19 protein-coding genes, 1 riboswitch and 1 other annotated feature are annotated in these 17,806 nt (G+C 52.9%); of the genes, 11 read left to right on the top strand and 8 right to left on the bottom strand.

The annotated features are described in order from the left end of the window. Positions 1 to 182 precede the first annotated feature (182 nt). Positions 183 to 488, top strand: a complete 306-nt coding sequence (locus tag ACTHO6_RS19940; protein ID WP_440243399.1) for a DUF5316 domain-containing protein — start codon at positions 183 to 185, stop codon at positions 486 to 488. A 57-nt stretch (positions 489 to 545) separates the two neighbouring features. On the opposite strand, the gene ACTHO6_RS19935 is transcribed toward ACTHO6_RS19940, so the two are convergent. From ACTHO6_RS19935 to ACTHO6_RS19925, 3 genes are all read right to left on the bottom strand, one after another. Beyond that, a complete protein-coding gene (locus ACTHO6_RS19935) occupies positions 546 to 2,138 on the bottom strand; it encodes a sensor domain-containing diguanylate cyclase (protein ID WP_440243397.1) in 1,593 nt (530 codons plus the stop codon). 165 nt (positions 2,139 to 2,303) lie between these two features. Further along, complete coding sequence (locus tag ACTHO6_RS19930; RefSeq protein WP_440243395.1) at positions 2,304 to 3,767, bottom strand: methyl-accepting chemotaxis protein; 1,464 nt, start codon at positions 3,765 to 3,767, stop codon at positions 2,304 to 2,306. Between the two features lies 1 nt (position 3,768). Further along, complete coding sequence (locus tag ACTHO6_RS19925; RefSeq protein WP_440243393.1) at positions 3,769 to 4,320, bottom strand: GNAT family N-acetyltransferase; 552 nt, start codon at positions 4,318 to 4,320, stop codon at positions 3,769 to 3,771. A gap of 159 nt (positions 4,321 to 4,479) precedes the next feature. Then, a riboswitch (cyclic di-GMP riboswitch) is annotated at positions 4,480 to 4,563 on the bottom strand. Positions 4,564 to 4,854: 291 nt separating this feature from the next. Here ACTHO6_RS19925 and ACTHO6_RS19920 point away from each other — a divergent pair. From ACTHO6_RS19920 to ACTHO6_RS19905, 4 genes are all read left to right on the top strand, one after another. Continuing rightward, a complete protein-coding gene (locus tag ACTHO6_RS19920; protein WP_440243391.1) occupies positions 4,855 to 5,037 on the top strand; it encodes a hypothetical protein in 183 nt (60 codons plus the stop codon). A gap of 223 nt (positions 5,038 to 5,260) precedes the next feature. Then, positions 5,261 to 6,037: an amino acid ABC transporter substrate-binding protein gene (locus ACTHO6_RS19915; RefSeq protein WP_440243403.1), complete on the top strand. Its 777-nt coding sequence runs from the start codon at positions 5,261 to 5,263 to the stop codon at positions 6,035 to 6,037. 123 nt (positions 6,038 to 6,160) lie between these two features. Continuing rightward, positions 6,161 to 6,820: an amino acid ABC transporter permease gene (locus tag ACTHO6_RS19910; protein ID WP_440243389.1), complete on the top strand. Its 660-nt coding sequence runs from the start codon at positions 6,161 to 6,163 to the stop codon at positions 6,818 to 6,820. Positions 6,821 to 6,834: 14 nt separating this feature from the next. Next, entirely contained in the window at positions 6,835 to 7,581 is a 747-nt protein-coding gene (locus ACTHO6_RS19905) for an amino acid ABC transporter ATP-binding protein (RefSeq protein WP_440243386.1), read from the top strand. 58 nt (positions 7,582 to 7,639) lie between these two features. Here the strand turns inward: ACTHO6_RS19905 and ACTHO6_RS19900 are convergent, their stop codons facing one another. After that, complete coding sequence (locus ACTHO6_RS19900) at positions 7,640 to 7,906, bottom strand: KTSC domain-containing protein (protein ID WP_440243384.1); 267 nt, start codon at positions 7,904 to 7,906, stop codon at positions 7,640 to 7,642. A 304-nt stretch (positions 7,907 to 8,210) separates the two neighbouring features. Here ACTHO6_RS19900 and ACTHO6_RS19895 point away from each other — a divergent pair, with 304 nt between their 5' ends. Both ACTHO6_RS19895 and ACTHO6_RS19890 read left to right on the top strand, forming a co-directional pair. Then, on the top strand, positions 8,211 to 8,537 hold the full coding sequence (locus tag ACTHO6_RS19895) for a PadR family transcriptional regulator (RefSeq protein WP_440243382.1): 327 nt from the start codon (positions 8,211 to 8,213) through the stop codon (positions 8,535 to 8,537). Positions 8,538 to 8,546: 9 nt separating this feature from the next. Then, positions 8,547 to 9,296 carry a VanZ family protein gene (locus ACTHO6_RS19890; RefSeq protein ID WP_440243379.1) on the top strand — a complete coding sequence of 250 codons (750 nt, stop codon included), beginning with the start codon at positions 8,547 to 8,549 and terminating at the stop codon, positions 9,294 to 9,296. Between the two features lie 294 nt (positions 9,297 to 9,590). Here ACTHO6_RS19890 and ACTHO6_RS19885 read toward each other — a convergent pair whose 3' ends face one another. After that, positions 9,591 to 10,787, bottom strand: coding sequence for an MFS transporter (locus ACTHO6_RS19885; protein ID WP_440243377.1), 1,197 nt, complete (start codon positions 10,785 to 10,787; stop codon positions 9,591 to 9,593). A 182-nt stretch (positions 10,788 to 10,969) separates the two neighbouring features. Continuing rightward, a complete protein-coding gene (locus ACTHO6_RS19880; RefSeq protein ID WP_440243375.1) occupies positions 10,970 to 11,272 on the bottom strand; it encodes an ArsR/SmtB family transcription factor in 303 nt (100 codons plus the stop codon). Positions 11,273 to 11,413: 141 nt separating this feature from the next. Here ACTHO6_RS19880 and ACTHO6_RS19875 point away from each other — a divergent pair, with 141 nt between their 5' ends. Both ACTHO6_RS19875 and ACTHO6_RS19870 read left to right on the top strand, forming a co-directional pair. Beyond that, on the top strand, positions 11,414 to 11,662 hold the full coding sequence (locus ACTHO6_RS19875) for a spore germination protein (RefSeq protein WP_440243373.1): 249 nt from the start codon (positions 11,414 to 11,416) through the stop codon (positions 11,660 to 11,662). A 284-nt stretch (positions 11,663 to 11,946) separates the two neighbouring features. Next, the gene (locus ACTHO6_RS19870; protein ID WP_440243401.1) at positions 11,947 to 14,079 is read left to right on the top strand and encodes an EAL domain-containing protein; all 2,133 of its coding nucleotides are present in this window, start codon (positions 11,947 to 11,949) and stop codon (positions 14,077 to 14,079) included. Positions 14,080 to 14,136: 57 nt separating this feature from the next. On the opposite strand, the gene nadD is transcribed toward ACTHO6_RS19870, so the two are convergent. Continuing rightward, positions 14,137 to 14,775: a nicotinate-nucleotide adenylyltransferase gene (gene nadD / locus ACTHO6_RS19865; protein ID WP_440243372.1), complete on the bottom strand. Its 639-nt coding sequence runs from the start codon at positions 14,773 to 14,775 to the stop codon at positions 14,137 to 14,139. 43 nt (positions 14,776 to 14,818) lie between these two features. Further along, positions 14,819 to 15,364: a cysteine hydrolase family protein gene (locus ACTHO6_RS19860; protein ID WP_440243371.1), complete on the bottom strand. Its 546-nt coding sequence runs from the start codon at positions 15,362 to 15,364 to the stop codon at positions 14,819 to 14,821. Between the two features lie 298 nt (positions 15,365 to 15,662). Continuing rightward, positions 15,663 to 15,907, top strand: a binding site (T-box leader). Positions 15,908 to 15,989: 82 nt separating this feature from the next. Here ACTHO6_RS19860 and ACTHO6_RS19855 point away from each other — a divergent pair. Together ACTHO6_RS19855 and ACTHO6_RS19850 are read left to right on the top strand one after the other, a co-directional pair. Next, positions 15,990 to 16,490, top strand: a complete 501-nt coding sequence (locus ACTHO6_RS19855) for an Lrp/AsnC family transcriptional regulator (protein WP_005836183.1) — start codon at positions 15,990 to 15,992, stop codon at positions 16,488 to 16,490. Beyond that, complete coding sequence (locus ACTHO6_RS19850) at positions 16,487 to 17,668, top strand: aminotransferase (RefSeq protein WP_440243370.1); 1,182 nt, start codon at positions 16,487 to 16,489, stop codon at positions 17,666 to 17,668. The genes ACTHO6_RS19855 and ACTHO6_RS19850 overlap by 4 nt, the downstream gene beginning before the upstream one ends. Positions 17,669 to 17,806 lie beyond the last annotated feature (138 nt).

Below are 17,806 nucleotides of genomic sequence, written 5' to 3'. Positions count from 1 at the left end.
GCGCCTTTGAGGCGCTTGCTTGTAACATGCCCTTATAGGGCTAATGGAAGCCACCGGCTAAGCCGGTGGTTATGACTAATAGAACCTGGTAAGGAAGAGGCTTACATGGTAAGTTTTTATCATAAAATGTGGAAAATCATTTATCCGCCACGATTTCCTCTAAGCAAGGGAGGGATGCCCCGATGAAACGCTCGCTACGAATCGGTTTTTCCATCTTGGTTATGTCCCTGTTCCTTTCTCTCGTCACAAACGATTTCGGATGGACAGTGAAGCTGTCCGGAAGCGCAGGCGTCCTCTGTATTCTATTGTCAGCGATTTTTACGGGTTCATTCGTAAGCGGAGATCGGATGAGAGCCAACCATGCGATAGAAACAAGAGAAGATCGACAAATCCGAGTAAAATGGGCAAGGAACATGGCGCTAATCGGGTTGCCCAATTTACTGGCAGCCATCGTCATCGTCTTCTTCTTGTTTCAAGAGAGAAGCTGATGCCGTTCGTTTGACAGTGGGAAAGCATGGCGGCCCCTCTGACTGCTCTCAACCGTTCTATCGCGACGCAACCACCACCTTGTTCCTCCCGGACTCTTTTGCCTGATACAAAGCCTGGTCGGCCAGTTCGATGAGCAGAGTAGCGGAATCGCCATGAAGCGGGCTTTCGACGATGCCGACGGATACGGTGATGGCTTGACCGGTCGAATTCGCGTTCGTTTCCATCTGGAGCCGGATTTGTTCCGCTACCGCAAAGGCTTCCAGGCTGGACGCGCGGTCGAGCAAGACGATGAATTCTTCCCCGCCAAAACGGCCGCAAATATCGCCTTTTCGCACGGCGCCTTTCATGATTTTCGCAAACAGCTTCAAGACTTCATCCCCGACCGGATGGCCGAAGGTGTCGTTTACATGCTTAAAATGATCGATGTCCAGCAGCAGGACGGAAAAAGGCTTGTTTTCTTTGGTCCAGGCGTGCAGGACGTCTTCGATGGAACGTCGGTTCGCAAGCCCTGTGAGTCCGTCGGTGGTCGCCTCGTGGGTCAGGCGGTCGGTTTTCTCCTTTATGTTTCTGGCGGCTGTTCGGAAGGCTTTGGTCAATAGATCGGCTTCCCGGTTCCAATGGGGCTTGTCCGGGGGAAGCTCGACGGTTTCCGAGTCCAGCTTGCTCATGAGCGCGGCGAGTCGGACAAAAGGCTTGGCCAGCTTGTGGGCCAGTTGAATCACGATCAAGAGCAGGAGAAGAGATGGCGGCAGCAAATACAAAAGCATCATCCTCACCTGGCTGTGCAACTCGTTGTATACCCATTCCATGGGGGAAGTGACGATGACCCCCCAGCCGTTTGCGGGAACCCGCGCATACCCGGCCAGCAGTCGTTCGCCGTTGATGCTCAGCATTTGGTCATAGCCGTTGTGGCCTGCCAGCAGCTTTTTGACGACGGGATTGGACCGGATATCCTTGCCGATCTGCTGGTTGTCCGCATGGAACAGCAACTGTCCGTTCGAGCTGACGATCGAGTAAGAAGAGCTAATGGTGTCTGTCTTCGGGTTGCCGATCAGCATGTTCAAAATGTTGTCATTCTGCAAATAGATCGTGCCCCCGACGAATCCGCGATAGCGTCCGTCTTTGTCATAAATCGGTTCGCTCATGAACACCAAGAGGCGCTTATACCGGGCGGAGATGTAGGGCGAGGAGATGTAGGGCTTTCTCAACGCCAGTGCATAGCGTGCTTCCTTGGTAGTGAGCTGTTGCCCCACGGTGCCGATGGATGACGGAGATACGCTCCGAATGACTCCGTGTTCATCTACGACGGTCAGCGAATTGAAGTAATTACCGCTCCTGCGCAGCATCTCCAGATGTTCATTGGCTTCTTCTTGCGTCAGGGAAGGATGGTCGACGAGAACGGTGGCGGAATAGCGCAGACTGCTGCGCATGGATAGGAACAAGGAGTCGATCATTTGGCTCATTTTGTTTGCGCTCGCATAGTTGAGAGCGAGCGTCGTATCCAGTAACGAATTCTTTTTGGATTGATACGAGGCTACGAGAAGAATCGTCAGCGTCAACAGAATGGATAAAGACACCAGGCCCGTCAAAAGGGTAGTCAGACCAATCTTGTTCCCCTGGCTCGTTGAAAAACGATGAAAAACAGGCATAGGGCTTAGGCCTCTCTTTGTGTTGGTTCGATTCATGGGTGAAGAGAAGAAGAGAACGGGTAAAATTCCATGTGTATTATAAGCCATACGAGCGGGACATGCTATGCAAAAAAAAACTGCCCCCTGTACTGAGGGGGCAGTTTTTGGTGCATGGTCCGGTTTTGCTTACATATGCAATCCGCGAATTTGTTGCTCGATTTTTTCGAAGCCGCCGGATACTTTGACGATTTCCTCTTTTTGCTCAGAGACGAGCACGAGCACTTCTTCCAGGCTTTCCTTGTTTTTGTCGGTGATGTCTGCGTTGATTTCGACTTTGGCGTTGACTTCCTGAATCATGCTGTGGACGTTGACGATAAACTCTTGCAGATTTTTCGTTTTCTCTGCGAAGTTGTGCATGTAGCTGTCCACATTCGTGAACATTTCCTGCACTTCCATAATTCCTTCGCTGTTTTTCTCGAACGAAAGCTGGGACTCGGAGATCATGTCGGAGACGAGCTTCATTTTTTCGCGAATCGTCATTAACAGGGTAGAGATCGATTCGGAGGACAGCTTAGAAGACTCGGCCAGCTTGCGCACCTCGTCTGCCACGACGGCAAAGCCTCGGCCATGTTCGCCTGCCCGGGAAGCCTCGATGGTCGCATTCAGCGCCAGGAGGTTGGTTTGTGCCGAAATATCCGAAATGGTTTGGATGATCTTCTCGATGGATTCCGTTTCTTTGTTCAGTTCTTGAATCAGCTTGTTCGTGCCCTGGATGTCCTTGATGAAGCGTTCGAAGTCGCTGCCGATGTTGTTGATGCGTTTGCTGCTCTCATTGGTCGCTTCCTTCGTAGATTCCACGTAATCGTGCATTTCTGTCACAGAGCGGGTGATATCCTCTACCTGGAGGCTGGTTGTGCCCATCTCGCGGCGCAGCTCATTGGTGTTGTCTGTCTGGATGGAGAAAGAGCGCATGATCTCCTGGAGGGCGGCAACGGTCTCAACGGCGCGCACATTCACGCCATCCGTGACCTTGTTCAGATTTTCCTGATACTCCTGGACAGAGCTGAGCGATTCGTTGATCTGGTCCAAAATGCGTTGCAGCGACTCTTTGGATGCGATTGCTTGCTGTTTTTGCTCTTCGCTTTCCTGTTGCAGCTTGTTGTTGAAAACGGCGTGCATCATGCTCGTAGCAGACACGAAGCAGAAGGCCAGCAGGTAGTACATCAGGTGTACCGGATCGGACGTGTAGAAAATCGCTTCGCCGTTGGTCAGGAAATAGTAGGTGACGATCCCGAGGGCCGCAAGGATGGTCAAGATGTTAATCAGTCTGTCCTGATAAATCCCCATGACCGCGACGAAGAACATGATCGTCATAATATTGACCAGCCAAGGGTCCAGTCCCACGATGACGAACATGAAAATGCCAATGACGGCAAAGTTGAAAAACTTCATGAACGGGGCCATCTTGTCCCGCAAGGCGGGCCGGTTGGAAAGGTAGGCAAACGGTGCCAGCACGCCGTACAAAATACCCAGCACGGTCAGAACGAAGGAGAACGGAACCCCCATGATGAGATTCACGATCTGGACGATGGTAATAATGCTCGCAAATACAATGACGACCCAGTTATTTCTTCTTTGTAAAAGTTCCATGTCAGCTAACCTCGACTTTTATTTGTTTGCAAAGCGTTTGATACCAGGCAAATTCGGGCTTGTCCTTGTTCAAATAGGCTTCTTGCAGGTGGAAGACGGTCGGGATGGCATTCGCCCCTTTGTAGAAGACCATGTCCTTCACTTGCGTTGCTCTGACGTTGTATTTCCGGTTAATCAACTGAAAAAAAGCCGGATCTGCCAAACCGACTGCATGCGTATATCCATGTTTTTCGGCATAATCGATCATGAGAGCTACTCCCCAACGTCCCAGCTTTCCGCGGAACTTGGGCAACACAGCGAAACTGTCCACTTCGACGACCTTCATATCCCGCGTCAAAACGTCCTGAAACAAGTTTTGCAGATAAGCAGAAGATTTTTCATGCGGTGTGAATTCGAATGTCCCGCCTGGTTCGTCCTCCTCGGACAGCAAAAGGTAGAGATCGGAGCCGCTTTTCGCGTATTCCATTTCAAAGCCCATAGAGGCCCAGACGCTTTCCTTGATTTGATGAAAAAGTGCCAAAGACTCTGCTGAATCAACCAGTTTGTACATCATACTCCACTCCATTTTTCTCTCTCTTTGTTTTCTCATGTACAAGGCTACTGTTGATCGATAAAAGGGCGCCTCCTTTCTTGCAGGTGAACATAAAAAAGGCCATTCCACATACGGAAACAGCCCAAAGGTACCATCATCTTTGCTACCATGTTCATGATGTATGGCAACCCGGCTGTCATGGTCAAAGACTTTAGACCCGTGGTTTTGCGTCGCCACCTTTCGATGACTTTGCCTTTGTCAGTCGTTTGCGAAAAATGTATAGAAGTGTCGAATTATGCAAAATATAATCCAAGAGATGCGGTCTTGTCAAGTTTTGGTAGGGTAAAGTGACCCATTGTTCGAAAACAGGCCGTACAGAATTGGTAGTTTCGGCAGAGAAATACGAGCGAAAAACGAGAGAGAAGATAGGAACAGAGTCAGGCTGCGCCGGGACTTTTTGCGAATCGCCAGGGGGGACTCGGACTAGTTTGCGGGGAGGCGTAACAAAATTTTCCCATCCGTCCGATAACTAGAAAGAACAGGAGGGATGCGAACATGAATCAGGCCAAAGCGATTGAATTCCACTTTTCCGGAGGCTCGCTGGTGCAGATCGAGACAACTGAACCGGAAGAAATTATCCAGATGGTCGCCAACCAAAAGGACGGGTGGCTGCAATACGATGACATCGTCATTAATGTCAGAAACGTTTCTTACATTAAAGTGCGGGATCTGGCGTAAGAGGCTGGCCTGCCCAAAAAGCCCTCGATAGACAGAGGGCTTTTTGGCATGGATGGGAGTAAATAAGCGGTTTGCCCATCCCGGAATGCTTTTCCTGTTCGCTTTTCTTTGCTAAAGTCTCGACTCTTTTCGCAGGATGTGCTATCATGATACCTTGTTAACGTATTACCACTTTATCAGAGTAAAATAAAGAGAAACAAGCTGAACAAGGGGGAGACTCATGATGAAAAAATTTGCTTTTCTGTCCTTGCTTTTCGGAGCCGTCTTTTCATTGGTAGTCGGTTGTTCCAGTGAGAAAACAGGCGCTGACGCCAATAAACTGATTATCGGAATCGACGACAAGTTTGCGCCCATGGGCTTTCGCGATGAGAACAACGAGCTGGTCGGCTTCGATATCGACTACGCCCGCGCTGCCGGTGAAAAGATGGGCAAGCAGGTTGAATTCCAGCCAATCGACTGGGGTTCCAAGGAATCTGAATTGAACAGCGGTCGGATCGATCTGATCTGGAACGGATACACGATCACGGATGAGCGAAAAGAAAAAGTGCTGTTCACGAAGCCGTATCTGAAAAATGCGCAGGTCGTGGTGACCCTGGCCAACTCGGAGATGACGAAGCTCGCGGATTTGTCGGGCAAGGTGGTCGGGCTGCAAAAGCTGTCCTCGGCCGCGGATGCGCTGAACGCAAGCGATTTGAAGCAGCAGGTCAAGTCGATCACCGAGTACCCGGACAACGTACTGGCACTCTCCGATTTGAAAATCGGTCGCGTCGATGCCGTGGTGATTGACCAGGTCGTGGCGGATTACTACATGACCAAGGAGAAGGGAACGTTCAAAAAGTTGGACGAATCGCTGTCGCCTGAAGAGTATGGCGTAGGAGTGAAAAAAGGCAACGAAGCGCTGTTGAACGAGCTGCAAAAAGCGCTTGACGCTCTCAACCAGGATGGAACCGCCGCGAAAATCTCGGAAAAATGGTTTGGCGAGGATCGCGTATTGAAATAAGGACAGAAACGATGGCTTCGCCAGAGAGAAGGGCGAAGCCACGCTTATGTCACGACGAAAGAACAAGGCCAGGCTCCCATCGGGAAAGCCAACGCCTACCTTATCCAAATAGGAGCATGGAATATGAGCGCAGATTACATCCTTTCGATTACAAAACCGATGCTGGAAGGAGCGCAGATGACGATTCTTTTATTTTTGATCGTCATTGCGCTGTCGATCCCTTTGGGCTTTCTCATTACCTTGTTGGCCAAAAGCAGTGTGAAGCCGCTGGCGTGGCTGGCGCACTCGTACGTGTACGTGATGCGCGGGACCCCGCTGCTTTTGCAGCTCTTGTTTATCTGCTTCGGTCTCCCGCTGTTGCCGGGGATCGGCGAATATTTGGTGATGGATCGCTTTGTCGCCGCCTGCGTCGGCTTTGTGTTGAACTACGCGGCTTACTTTGCGGAAATTTTCCGGGGCGGGCTGTTGTCCATCGACAAAGGCCAGTACGAGGCGGCGCAGGTACTCGGCTTCAACAAATGGCAGACGACGACCAAGATCATCCTGCCGCAAATGTTTCGCGTAGCGCTGCCCGCCGTCGCGAACGAATCGATCACGCTGGTCAAGGACACGGCGCTGCTCTATGCTGTTGCGGTGCCGGAGCTTTTGCATTTTGCGCAAACGGCTGTCAACCGCGATTTTACGATCGTTCCCTTTTTTATCGCGGGCGTCATCTACTTGCTGATGACTCTCGTGTTGACGTTGTTCTTTAGATGGCTGGAAAGAAGATTCAAATTCGAATAAAGGACGGGCGTGAAATGGCGATCATTCAAGTAAGCAATCTGAAAAAATCGTTTGGCGAGCTGGAAGTCTTGAAAAATGTCTCGTTTGAGATTAACAAGAATGATGTGGTCGCGGTGATCGGCCCGTCCGGTTCAGGAAAAAGCACGATGCTGCGCAGCCTGGTCTATCTGGAGCAGGTAAATGGCGGAAGTATCCGCGTTGGGGATGACTTTTTGGTGAAGGACGGCGTCTACAGCTCCGGCCAGGAGATCAAGCGGATCACGGCGAAGATGGGGATGGTGTTTCAGCACTTCAACCTGTTTCCGCATCTGACCGTGCGCGAAAATCTGGAGATTGCGCCGCAGGTGGTCAAGGGCGAGCCGGAAAACGTCATTCGCGCGCGGAGCGGGGAACTGCTGGAGAAAGTCGGGCTGGCAGACAAGGCGAACGTCTATCCCGCCAAGCTGTCAGGCGGTCAAAAGCAGCGCGTGGCGATTGCCAGAGCGCTCATGATGAACCCGGAAATTTTACTGTTCGACGAACCGACGTCTGCCCTCGATCCCGAACTGACGGGCGAAGTGCTCCAGGTCATCAAGCAGCTTGCCTCGGAGCATATGACGATGGTGGTGGTCACGCATGAGATGGGCTTTGCCAGAGAAGTGGCGAGCCGGATTATGTTTATGGACAACGGGGAATTCGTCGAGTCGGGAACGCCGGAAGAGTTGTTTACGAAAGCAAAATACGAGCGCACGCGAGCCTTCTTGCAGCGGGCGCTGAAATAGCAAAGGAGCCCTCCGGTTTGATGCCGGAGGGCTGTTGCGTGTCCGGTCTGCGGTTTGGCTACATGACCTGGTAGTGCAAGTAGCGTTGGCTGATAAACGAGTGAAAATGCTCGCTGAAGGAGTCGGCATTCAGGAAGGCGTTGTAGGCGTATGGGGAGACCTTGCAGTAGACAAATTCGCGGCCGTCGTGAAACCGGATGTAAAGGTGTTGCGACTCCAGATCGTAGCGGGCGGCTTTGATGAGAGCGGAATCGAGCTGCTTGTACTTGGGCTCTTCTTCGGTCTTGTTTTTACGCGAAAACCACAGGCGAAAAAAAGATCTCACGTCGCGGCAAACTCCTTTTCTGTCTTCGATTTCTCCAAGGCTTTTCTTTTACTCACAAACGAGTAGACGGGATAGCCAAATAGCAGACGGCTAAAAGGAGCCAAGAGAACCGCCTTCCGAGCGAGGCTCGAAAGGGGGGCAAGCAATGAAAAACCTTGTCGGAAATAATCTATCTGACCTGTTTTGCCCTTGTCAATCATGGCATGGAGTCAAAAATTTGTTGTGTCCTTTTCTTTTTTTAGTACCTTGTATTACGATGTATGATGTGCTACGCTCTTTTCATGCTTGCGAAGGAGTTGGTACTGTGAATAAGGAGTTGTTGAAAGGCAGCATTGATCTGCTGCTGCTCTCGCTGATTGCGCAAAAGGACCAGTACGGCTATGAGCTGGCGAAAAAGATCCGGGAGAAAAGCGATGACGTGTATGAAATCGGGGAAGGGACGCTGTACCCGGCTTTGAAGCGGCTGGAGACCCAGAAGGCTGTGGAATCGTACTGGGGAGAGGCGAAGGAAGGCGGTCGCCGCAAATATTACCGCATCACCCGGGAGGGGCAAAAGCTCCTGGCCGACAAGATGAGAGACTGGCAGAGTTTGACGAGGCTGGTTGCGCTCTGCAACGAGGGAAGGGAGTAGAGGACGATCGTGAAGCTGGAAGAATACGTCGACCAAGTCGTCCATGGCTTGCCTTGCTCCAGGCGGGAAAAGCAGGACGTGAAGGATGAACTGCTCGACCATGTGACGAACATGAAACAGGAACTGATGGAGGAGGGCTACGCGGAGCAGGAGGCCGTTGCGCTCGCCATCCGGCGCTTTGGGCCTGCGGATGAGCTGAGCAGGCAACTGTCCGTGTCCATGCCGCTCCTCGACAAGTACGTGCGAAAATGGGTGCTGGCTTTGTTTGGCTTGTATGTAGCGGCTTGCGGCTATTTGCTTTTGCTCTCTCCGGACAGGTGGCACCGCAGAACGTTCACACTCGAATGGAAAGAGCGGATGCTGCGGTATGGCGCCGCGGAATATGCGCAAATTTTTCAGAACACGAAGCCGCTGCGCACGCTGTTTGACTACGTATTCCACTATGAGCATTACAACGCGTATACAATCGCGTACAACCTCTTGGGGAATATCGTGCTGTTTATGCCGCTCGGGCTGCTGCTGCCGCTGCTGTTCGCGGCATTTCAAAATGTTCACCGTGTGTTTTTCACTGCGCTGTTCGCCAGTCTGACGGTGGAATTTTTGCAGTTTTTGCTTGCATTGGGCAGCTTCGATGTAGACGATCTGCTGCTCAACGTGCTGGGCGGTCTGGGCGGATACGGATTGTTCCGGGCGGGTGCGGCCTTATTGTACAATCAGCGGAGCAAAGGAGCGGGCAAGCCGTTTTCTACGTTTTCTTGAGACGAACAAGGAGATGGCGGCGTTCCTGTGCGTATCGGCGCTCATCCTCGACGGCTCCGCTGTCCGGACTTTTCAGGCGCCGGCCGGGTAAGCCGCGCGACGGAAAAAAAGAAAGGCCGCCTGACCAGAGGAACGGCTCGCTGGCGAGCAACCGAAAAACGCAGCGAGTGGGTCAGGCGGCCTTCCCGTATCGGGAACCAGGCCAGCAGCCAGCGGACGGGCTATGGTCTGTTGAAATCTTTCTTGTGCTTGTGCAAGGAATGGTCGATGTGCTGTGCAAGGGCTGAAGGAAGCCTATTTCATCTGCATGCCTGGTCGATTTTCGTGTACATTCGCTCGTTTTTGTCGGGAGGTTGTACGGAATGCTGCCAGAGAAACAACGATCGCGATAGCCACTCCCACTGCCCCGATCCAGGTAATCGAAGTGAGCGATACCTTCTCTACCAAAATGCCTCCGACGCCTGCGCCTACAGCCATGGACAGCTGCATCATCGACTGATTGATGCCGAGCAATATCCCCGACAAGGCGGGTTCGATTGTAGCCAAATGATATTGCTGCGTCGGGCCTGTAGACCATGCTGCAAACGACCACAAGACGAGGATGGCCAACACGCCGAGAGAAGAGTGGGTAACGACGGACAAGAGCAGCAGCATGAGGATATGTAAGGCCATTCCCCCCATCAGCGTAACGGGCACTCCCCACCGATCCGTGCTATACCCCCCGAACTTTGACCCTGCCAAACTGGCTACCCCGAATAGAAGCAAAACGCCACTCAGCCACTTGTCGCTGATCCCTGAAACCGTCAGGAGGTACGGCGAGAGGTACGTATACGCGATGGAGTATCCGCCCAGCCAGAAAAACGTAATCGACAGTCCCATGGCGATTTTTCGATTCCGAAATAGAGAAATCTGTTTGGACAAAGGGACGGGCTTCTCTCCCTCTGTAGCGGGAAGCGCAAAGGCCAAAACGAGCATGGCAAGAAGTCCCAACAAGGCGATTCCACCAAAAACGGATTTCCAGCCAAATGCCTCTGTGGTCATTCTTCCAAGCGGAACCCCGATAATGAGAGAGGCGGTAAATCCCATGACGACCGTTGCGAGTGCACTCCCCTGTTTGCCTTCGGGGGCCAGTTTGGCTGCGACGGTCAAGGCGGTCACAACGACGACACCTGCGCCCATGGCCATCATGATCCGAGAGACAATCATCCATCCATAGCCAGGCAGGGCAAACGCCAGGAGATTGCCTGCCACAAACAGACCGAGGGAATAGATCAGTAAGGAGCGTCTACCGATAGTGGCTGTCAACGCCATGAGGATAGGGGTGAAAATCGCATACACAAGGGAGAAAATCGTAATGAATTGCCCGGCGGCAGCCAGGGTGATCCCGAGCGTCAGGGCAATATGATCCAAAATGCCGGAAATGATGTACTCGGAGGTTCCGACCAAAAAGCTGACAATGGCTAACAAATAAATTTTCCACGTGCTAGACATAGCATGCACTCCTTACCTGTTTATTATATTTACATATCGCGAAATGTAGATTTGTTAAACGTAAAAATATACAAATCGCAATATGTCGATTCATATGCAGTAAAAATAAACATCTGGAGATGCTTATTTTTACGCAGGGATGCCCTTGCCCCTTGCCTGCTCTCTCATCATTCCGTTCGCGATCATAGTTCATTTTTGAGAATGTCGGCGATTTTTGCAATGGCCTCCTCGTTTCTTTTGTAGTACGTGTACTTTCCGATTCGTTCTGCCCGAATCAGACCAGCTCTCAACAATATGGCGAGGTATTGGGAAGCAGTCGATTGCGTCATTTTCAATTTATCTGTGATTTGACTTACACATACCCCTATCTTGTTCATATCAATCCCTTCGTGGGGGATAAAATGACGGTCAGGCTCCTTCAGCCATTGCAAAATTTGCAACCTGGATTCATTGGACAGCGCTTTGAAGATTTCAATAGGTTCCATGTGGTTCATTATATCGCGATATTCCGATATGTCAACATGTTAGACTTTTTTGGGGCACCATCAACCATCGTCCAATCAGGCGCGAGTGGCCGTACATACTGTATAAGTAGTCCAAAACCTACGGGAGCAGGAGGGAGAGTCGTGCCGACATTTGTGGGAAACGTGCACATCGCGAGCAACTCGGGTACTGTTCATTTCGGCGATACGGCCAACGCCTCTCCGAAAAGCGTCAGCAAATCCTTTTCCGGTTCAGGCGGCGGAAACAGCGGGAATGTCGTGAACGTCATCAATCAGCAAAGCGAGACGAACACATGCGGCCTCGGGGGAGCCATCGGGAGGCGCCTACGAAAAAAGCGGTCCCGACAGGCGCAACGGCGAAAAGGGAGATAGTTTTTTGCCAGACAGCCGCTCTAGCTGTGGAAGGGACAATAGGACAAGCCTCCCGTCGAATCCCTCTGCGGACCTGATACTTTGCCAGAAAGTTTTTTCAAAAAAGTCGCTTCTGGCCCATGCGCGCGGATTACTCTTTGGACAAGACATGGTAAAATGAAGCAAACTCGTCGTGATCTATCGCGATCCTTGATCCTTGGAGGGAGGATCGTTTGGATGAAAACTAGCGGCATCGTGCCTGCCGTATGAGGGCAAAGGGGGGATAGCGGATGAGCAACCCATGGATGGAAGCGTTGACCCCGGAACAGTGGGAAGAATTGCTACAGGAAAAGGACGGGGAACTAAAGGCCGTCTTGCAGGAGCTGGCTGACGTCAAGTATGCGCTCGATCAGTCGACGATTCTCGCGATTACCGACCACCGCGGGATCATCCTGCGGGCGAACGAGCAATTTTGCAAGATGTCCAAATACAGCCGCAGCGAGCTGCTTGGGCAGGACCATCGGCTGCTCAACTCCGGCTATCATCCCAAGTCGTTTTTCCGGCAGATGTGGAAATGTATCGGCTCGGGGAATGTATGGCGGGGCGAAATCCGCAATCGGGCGAAAGACGGAAGTCTGTACTGGGTGGACACGACGATTGTGCCCTTCGTGAATCCAGCAGGGAAAATCTATCAGTACGTGTCCATTCGCCACGACATCACGGCGCGCAAACAGATGGAAGAAGAAGTCAGAAAAAGCGAGGCGCTGTACCGGATCATCGCGGAAAATACATCGGACATCATCAGCATGATCAATGCCGAGGGCGATTTTTTGTACCTGTCTCCGGCGCACAAGGCGGTGTTTGCCCATGACATGCCGCAGGAGGGCTTTCGCAACCTGTTCGAATGGATTGTGGAAAGAGACAGGGACATCATGGCCTATGCGATTCAGCATACGTACGCTACGCGAAAAGAGTACACCGTGGAATGCCGCATCCAGACGCACAAGGCGGATACGATCTGGACCGAGAGCAAAATCAATCCGATCCTGGATGAACAGGGGAACGTAAGCCAGCTTTTGCTCGTCACGCGCGACATCACCGAGCGGAAGCGGTCGGAGGAATTGATCCACCATCTGGCCTATCACGACGCCCTGACGGACTTGCCGAATCGCCGCCTGTTCGTGCAACATGTGAGCAGGGAAATCTTGCAGGCCAAACGGTTCCGCTTCCATCTGGCCGTCCTGTTTCTCGATCTGGACCGCTTCAAGGACGTCAACGATTCCTTTGGGCATGAGGTAGGAGATTTGCTGCTAGTGGAAGCATCGAACCGCTTGCGGGAATGTCTCAGACCGGGCGATGTCGTGGCGAGGCTGGGCGGGGACGAGTTTACCGTGTTGCTCAGTCAGCTGACCGCTCGGGAGGAAGCGGCGGCAGTGGCCGATCAGATCATGAATGCGCTGCAAAGGCCGTTTGAGCTTCACGGCCATGCCTTCAACATGTCGTGCAGCATCGGGATCGCGTTGTTCCCGCAGGACGGAGACAGTGCCGATGATTTGCTCAAGCGGGCCGATACCGCGCTGTATACGGTCAAGTCGCACGGCAAAAACGGGTACAAATTTTTCGAGCCGACGATGGAAGCGAAGTCGCTGGAGCGCATCCTGATGGAAAATGAGTTGCGTAAAGCGATTGAGCTGGAGCAGTTTCACATATACTACCAGCCGAAAGTCGACATGGGGACAGGCGTGCTGACCGGGATGGAGGCGCTCGTCCGCTGGGTTCATCCGGAGCTGGGCGTGATTTCGCCGAATCGGTTCATTCCGATCGCCGAAGAGACGGGGATGATTCTCAGCCTGGGGGATTGGATTCTCCGCCAGGCGTGCTGGCAAAATAAACGGTGGCACGACCAGGGCTACCCGCTGACGGTATCCGTCAATCTGTCCGGGAGGCAGCTTGATCAGCAAGACCTCGTGGATCGGCTGACACATATTTTGCAGGAAACCGGACTGTCTGCGGAGTGGCTGGAGCTGGAAATGACGGAGAGCATTTTCGTGAAGCTGGAAGAAGCCACGGCAGTCTTGCAGCAAATCCGCGACATCGGCATCCATGTCTCCATTGATGACTTTGGGACAGGCTACAGCTCGTTTAGCTATATCAAAAGCTTGCCGGCAGACACGATCAAGATCGACGCGTCGTTTATCCGCGATATTCACCATAATCAGGAAAGTCAGGCAATCGTCAAAGCGATCGTGACGGTTGCGCAAAGCTTGAACATGAACGTGATTGCAGAAGGCATCGAATTGGACGATCAGGTGACGGCCTTGCAGGAAAACGGCTGCGCTCTCGGGCAGGGGTATCTGTTCAGCCGTCCGTTGACTGCCGATGACTTTGACCGTTACTTGCGCACGAATGTGACGCCATGCGGTGACACCCATCCGTAAAACGCGCAGCGAAAAAGCCGGGGAAGACACCCGGCTTTGGTGGCGAGCATCGAAAAGTCAAACGCGCTGTTCGCGGTAAATGCCCTGCTCATAGATGTACGCCAGGCACGCATCCGGCAAAAGGAAGCTGGGATCGCCGCCTTTGCGGATCTCATCGCGGATGTACGTCGAGCTGATGCCCATGTTGATGCCTTTGCTCATGATTAGAAAATGCTCGTCGTGATTGCGCAGCAAGGGGTCATCGGCGATCAGGTCGGCTGTCGGATACCCTTCCCGCGTCATGACGATGAAGCGGAAGCGGGACACCAGTTTTTCGGCATTTCCCCAGTTCGACAGCCCGACGAGCAAATCCGAGCCCATGATGAAAAACAGCTCATCCTCCGGGTACTTTTTTTGCAGGTGAACCATCGTGTCGTACGTGTAGGTTTCGCCGGGCAGCGCGTCCATCTCCACCGTGGAGATTTCAAACAGCGGCTCCCCGAATTTGTTCGTCTTGTGCTGGCACGTCGCCAGCGCCAGCTTCAGCATGTGCAGGCGGTGGACATCCTCCGTCTGCATTTTTTTGTCGTGGCGCTTGGACGAGCAGGGGACGAAGATGACTTTGTCCAGACGTCTGCGATGAGCGACGGTTGCCGCCGTGAACAGGTGGCTGTAAGTGATGGGGTCGAAGCTGCTTCCGTATATGCCGAGGCGCATGATCGTACCTCCCGTGTATCTGGCTTGCGGCGCTTGCCAGCCCTTATTTTTTGACGACAGACAGGCCCAACTGGTTTTGAAAATGTCCCAAAGCCCACTCGTGTCCGACCGGATTGAAGCTGGCGACGGCATCCTCGTGAATGACGACGCGGAATCCGTGATAAAAGCCCTCGATGGCCGTGTGCAGGACGCAAATGTCGGTGCAGACGCCAGCAAGATGGATCTCGGAAATGCCGCGCGAGCGCAGCTGCAGCGCGAGATCCGTCCCCTGGAATGCGCTGTAGCGCGTTTTGTCCATCCAGTAGATCGTGTCTTCAAATTCCTCGTAAATGTCCTGAATGCTGCCGTACAGATTTCGGCCAGCGGTGCCGATGATGTTGTGCGGGGGATACAGGCCGGTTTCCGGGTGGTAGGGGTCCTGCTCCTTGTGGGCGTCTACCGCCATCACGACAAAATCGCCTTCTGCAAGAAAATCGCGGATCAATTCTCCGATGCGTTCTTCGATCACCTGCCCCGGCTCTCTGCAGGTCAGCGCTCCGTCTGTCGCGACAAAGTCATTCGTATAGTCGATCACAATCAAGGCTTTCATGGAAACAACCTCCTGAAGTGAGTGTGGCCGTGCTTTTCATAAATCATGGCAGTCGGGGGATAGTCGGTAAAACGATACAGCTTGGCGGGAGAATGGGAATAGCCGTGGAGTAGACAGGTTGTTTCCTACTATGATACGGTATCAACGATGTCATTGTACAATGGAAACGCTGCTCGCAGGCGGTTTTCCTTATGCTCTCCGCCCTGTATCCGTTCATTCAACAAGTTGCCGTTGACAACGGCCGAAAACCTTTTTATAATCTGAGTCATTCACCTAAACACCCAACAATCCAAATGGATACATAGCTGTGAAAAGGAAAGTAAAAAAGGGATTTGACGTCCAGAGAGCTGCCTGCTTGCTGGGAGGGCGGCCGCGAACTCTTTTTGAAAGCCACCTTGGAGCTCTGCTTTTGAAAGCCAAGTAGAAAGCAGCGGATTTTCCCCACGTTACGGGGCGCATGTCTTTTTGACAAGACTGCATGAGTTTGCCTTTTGCGAGAAAGGCAAAAAAGCTGAGTGGTACCGCGATACCTTCGCCTCAGCAATCCGATTCATGATTTCATGAGTAGGGTTGCTGGGGCTTTTTGATTTTTGCCCATACGAAAACGAACAGGAGTGGTAGGGAAATGGATCGCTTGAAGCAAAGAGAGCTGTTGCACCTATTGGAAGAGGACAGCCGTATGAGTGCCGAGCAGATCGGCAAAATGCTGGCGGAGCCGACAGAGGCAATCGAGCAAGCGATTGCGGAGCTGGAAGCCGAGAAGGTGATCGTGAAATATCCGGCGCTGGTCAACTGGGAGCGCGTGGAGGATCATCCGTACGTCAACGCCATGATCGACGTCAAGGTGACGCCCAAGCGCGACGTCGGCTTTGACGAGGTGGCCCAGCGCATATGCCGCTTCCCGGAAGTGAAGGCCGTCTACCTGATGTCCGGTGCCAGCTATGATTTGTCGATCATTCTGGAAGGAAAGACGATGAAGGAGGTCGCGACCTTCGTCTCGCAAAAGCTGGCGACGCTCGACTCTGTTGTCTCGACAGCCACGCACTTTATTTTGAAACGCTACAAGCACGACGGCATTGAGCTGGAAGATCGTGACGAAGATCGCAGGATGGTGGTTACGCCGTGAGTACACAACTGACAGTCAAAAAAAATCGTTTGTCTTCTACAGTCGCATCCTTGAAGCCATCGGGCATCCGCCGCTTTTTCGACCTGGCGGCGTCGATGGAAGGGGTCATTTCCCTGGGGGTAGGGGAGCCGGATTTCGTGACGCCCTGGCGCATGCGCGAGGCTTCGATTTCCTCCCTGGAGCGCGGACACACCGCGTACACCTCCAACGCAGGGATGCTGCCGCTGCGCGTGGAGATTCACAACTATTTGGAGGAGCGCTTTTCGGTCAGCTATCATCCCGAGACAGAGATTCTCGTGACCGTCGGGGCCAGCGAAGCGATTGACATCGCGCTGCGGGCCATCCTCGATCCGGGCGACGAGGTGCTGGTGGTAGAGCCGTGCTACGTCTCCTACGAGCCGGTGATTCGCCTGGCAGGCGGCGTGCCGAAGTTTTTGAAAACGACGATGGAAAATCAGTTCAAGCTGACGGCACAGGAGCTGGAGTCCAATATCTCCGCGCGCACGAAAGCGATTATCTTCTGTTATCCGAACAACCCGACAGGAGGCACGATGACGGCAGACGAATGGAAAACGCTGTTGCCGATCATCGAAAAGCACGACCTCTTGGTGATCTCCGACGAGATTTACGCCGAGCTGACTTACGGGCGCATGCACGACAGCATCGCAGCTCTGCCGGGCATGAAGGAGCGGACGATTCTGATTTCCGGCTTCTCCAAGGCGTTTGCCATGACGGGCTGGCGCCTCGGGTATGTGTGTGCAATGCCTGACCTCTTGGCGGGCATGTTGAAAATTCATCAGTACACGATGCTGTGTGCGCCGACGATGGCCCAGATGGCTGCCCTCGAAGCTTTGCGCCATGGCCGCGACGATATGGAACGGATGGTCGAGAGCTACCGTCAGCGCCGCAACTACGTGGTCGACGGCTTCCGCCAGATCGGACTGACGTGCCACGAGCCGGATGGAGCCTTCTACGCCTTCCCTTCTGTGGCTGCCACAGGACTGAGCTCGGCTGCGTTTGCGGAAAAGCTGCTGATGGAAGAAAAAGTGGCAGTGGTGCCAGGAGATGTGTTCGGCGAGAGCGGGCAAGGACATATTCGCTGCTCGTATGCGACATCCATGGAGCAGCTGAAAAAGGCGCTGGAGCGGATGGAGCGCTTGATGGGACGATTGTCGTAACCAACAAAAAAAGCGGACGGTCCCCAGGGGGACGACGTCTGCTTTTTTTGTTCTTGCTCTATATTTAAGAAGGCGCGGGGCCTTGATTAAGTGCTGGCGAAGCTAGCGGAGCGAATCGGAATCGAAAGGAAAAATGAG

The sequence above is a fragment of the Brevibacillus sp. SAFN-007a genome (assembly GCF_051967035.1).
GTDB lineage: Bacteria > Bacillota > Bacilli > Brevibacillales > Brevibacillaceae > Brevibacillus.
The sequence above is the reverse complement of the archived record's forward strand: the minus strand, read 5'-3'. Positions and strand labels throughout refer to the sequence as shown.

Bases quoted from the DNA above. Each gene is read 5' to 3' on its own strand.
- ACTHO6_RS19905 (WP_440243386.1), top strand. From the start codon at position 6,835: ATGGCGATCATTCAAGTAAGCAATCTGAAAAAATCGTTTGGCGAGCTG.
- nadD (WP_440243372.1), bottom strand. From the start codon at position 14,775: ATGCGCCTCGGCATATACGGAAGCAGCTTCGACCCCATCACTTACAGC.
- ACTHO6_RS19915 (WP_440243403.1), top strand. From the start codon at position 5,261: ATGAAAAAATTTGCTTTTCTGTCCTTGCTTTTCGGAGCCGTCTTTTCA.
- ACTHO6_RS19910 (WP_440243389.1), top strand. From the start codon at position 6,161: ATGAGCGCAGATTACATCCTTTCGATTACAAAACCGATGCTGGAAGGA.
- ACTHO6_RS19940 (WP_440243399.1), top strand. From the start codon at position 183: ATGAAACGCTCGCTACGAATCGGTTTTTCCATCTTGGTTATGTCCCTG.
- ACTHO6_RS19930 (WP_440243395.1), bottom strand. From the start codon at position 3,767: ATGGAACTTTTACAAAGAAGAAATAACTGGGTCGTCATTGTATTTGCG.
- ACTHO6_RS19925 (WP_440243393.1), bottom strand. From the start codon at position 4,320: ATGATGTACAAACTGGTTGATTCAGCAGAGTCTTTGGCACTTTTTCAT.
- ACTHO6_RS19870 (WP_440243401.1), top strand. From the start codon at position 11,947: ATGGAAGCGTTGACCCCGGAACAGTGGGAAGAATTGCTACAGGAAAAG.
- ACTHO6_RS19880 (WP_440243375.1), bottom strand. From the start codon at position 11,272: ATGGAACCTATTGAAATCTTCAAAGCGCTGTCCAATGAATCCAGGTTG.
- ACTHO6_RS19920 (WP_440243391.1), top strand. From the start codon at position 4,855: ATGAATCAGGCCAAAGCGATTGAATTCCACTTTTCCGGAGGCTCGCTG.
- ACTHO6_RS19935 (WP_440243397.1), bottom strand. From the start codon at position 2,138: ATGCCTGTTTTTCATCGTTTTTCAACGAGCCAGGGGAACAAGATTGGT.
- ACTHO6_RS19855 (WP_005836183.1), top strand. From the start codon at position 15,990: ATGGATCGCTTGAAGCAAAGAGAGCTGTTGCACCTATTGGAAGAGGAC.
- ACTHO6_RS19860 (WP_440243371.1), bottom strand. From the start codon at position 15,364: ATGAAAGCCTTGATTGTGATCGACTATACGAATGACTTTGTCGCGACA.
- ACTHO6_RS19885 (WP_440243377.1), bottom strand. From the start codon at position 10,787: ATGTCTAGCACGTGGAAAATTTATTTGTTAGCCATTGTCAGCTTTTTG.